1 pseudogene is annotated in these 2,153 nt (G+C 69.3%); it reads left to right on the forward strand.

Going from position 1 to position 2,153, the window contains the following annotated elements:
* A pseudogene (locus BN903_RS15005) lies at positions 1–395 on the forward strand (Zn-ribbon domain-containing OB-fold protein); the annotation flags it as partial.
* Positions 396–2,153 lie beyond the last annotated feature (1,758 nt).

Consider the following 2,153-nt stretch of genomic DNA (forward strand, 5'->3'; position numbering starts at 1 on the left):
GCGGCCTCGACGGACCGCGAGTACGCCGAGTGGCTCGACGCGCTGGCCGACGGCGACGGGTTCGCGCTCGCCTGTCCGGACGGCCACGGGTCGCTCCCGCGCGGCGGGTGTGTCCCGAGTGCGGCACCGCCGACCTCTCTCGGGAGTCGCTCGACGGGACGGGGACCGTCGAGACGTACAGCGTCGTCCACGTCCCGTCGCCGCGCTTCGCCGACGACGCCCCGTACGCGACCGCCGTGGTCGACTTCGGTCCGACACGGCTGACGGGCGTCTACCGCGAGGGGGGCGACGCCGCCCCGGACCCCGCGATCGGCGATCGGGTGACGGTCGACGTGGGCGAGCGCGTCACCGACGGCGAGCGGCTCGTCGTCTTCCGCCCCGCGAACGAGGAGTAACCGGCACGAGCGGTCGATCGAGAGGGGCGGTCCGACACGCGACCAAACTGTTATAATACCGTCATGGGTACGTGAGACGTATGTCCGACCGCATCTCGGTCCTCCTCGTCGACGACGATCCGGACCTCCTCGCGGTCACGGCCTCGTACCTCGAACGCGAGGCCGACCGGATCGCGATCGAGACCGCGGGGAACGCGGCGACGGGGCTGGAGGCGCTCGACGAGTTCGACGTCGAGTGCGTGGTCTCCGACTACGAGATGCCCGGCCGAGACGGACTCGAGTTCCTCCAAGCGGTCCGCGAGCGCGACCCCGAACTCCCCTTTATCCTCCACACGGGAAGGGGATCCGAGGAGATCGCGAGCGAGGCCATCTCCGCCGGCGTGACCGACTACATCCAGAAGCGCGGCGGGACCGAGCGGTACGAGCGGCTGGCGAACCGGATCGTCGAGGCGGTCGAGAAGCGCCGCGCCGAGCGGGACGCCGACCGGATGCGACGGCAGTTGGCGGCGATCACCGACCACTCGCGGGACGCGATACTCACCGTCGACGACGACAGCACGGTGCGGTTCGCGAACCCGGCCGTCGAGCGGCTGCTCGGATACGCGCCCGAGGAGCTCGTCGGCGGACCGCTAACGAGGCTGATGCCGGATCGAATGCGCGACCTCCACGAGGAGGCGATGGCCCGGTACGTCGAGACCGGCGAGTCGACGATGGACTGGACCGCGGTCGAGTTCCCGGGCCGACACCGAGACGGCCGCGAGGTTCCCCTCTCCATCTCGTTCGGAGAGTTCGAGCAGGACGGCGAACACAGGTTCGTGGGGATCCTCCGGGACGTGACCGAGCGCGAGCGACACCGCGCGTTCGTCGAGCACTCCAGCGACATCGTCGCGGCGTTAGATGCCAACGGAACGTTCCAGTACGTGAGCCCGTCCGTCGAGCGGATCTTGGGACACGACCCGGAGGAGATGATAGGCGAGAACGCGTTCTCGTACGTCCATTCCGACGACCGGGAGGCCGTCTTCGGGCTGTTCGAAGAGACCCTGGACAGTGAGTCCCCGACGAGCCCGATCGAGTACCGGCTCCGGTGTGCCGACGGCGGCTATCGCTGGGTCGGGTCCGTCGGGAACAGCCGGCTCGATGACCGCGCCGTCGGGCGGTACGTGGTCAACACCCGCGACGTCTCCGATCGCAAGGAGCGCGAGCGGACCCTGGCGCGGCTCCGCGAGTGGACGCGAGAGCTCAACTACGCCCGGACCGCGGAGGAGGCGGCGGAGCTAGCGGTCGACGCGGTCGACGACTTAGTCGACGCCGGGCTGAGCGGGATCCACCTGCGCAGCGACGACGGTGACCGGCTCGAACCGGCCGCGCTCGGCGATTCGGTGCCCATGCTGTTCGACGAGCAGCCGACCTACGAGCGGAACGCGCCCCCGGAGACGCGGGCCGCCCTCGCGTGGGAGGCGTTCCGCGGGGACGAGTCGGTCGTCATCGACGAGGTCTCGGCGTACGAGCCGTTATCGGAGGAGACGCCGGCCGAGAGCCTCGTGTTGCGGCCGATCGGCGACCACGGACTGTTCGTCATCTCCGCGCCGACGGCCGACGAGTTCACCGACACAGATGTCCTCGTCGCGGAGATTCTCTCGGAGCACTTGGAGGCCGCGCTCGACCGCGCGGAGCGGGAGCGGCGTAATAACTTCGTATAGCATACATTATACGAAGTTATACGAGTCGCCGTCGGGCGAGAAGTCGAACCGGCGACCG

This window comes from Halorubrum sp. AJ67, from assembly GCF_000513435.1.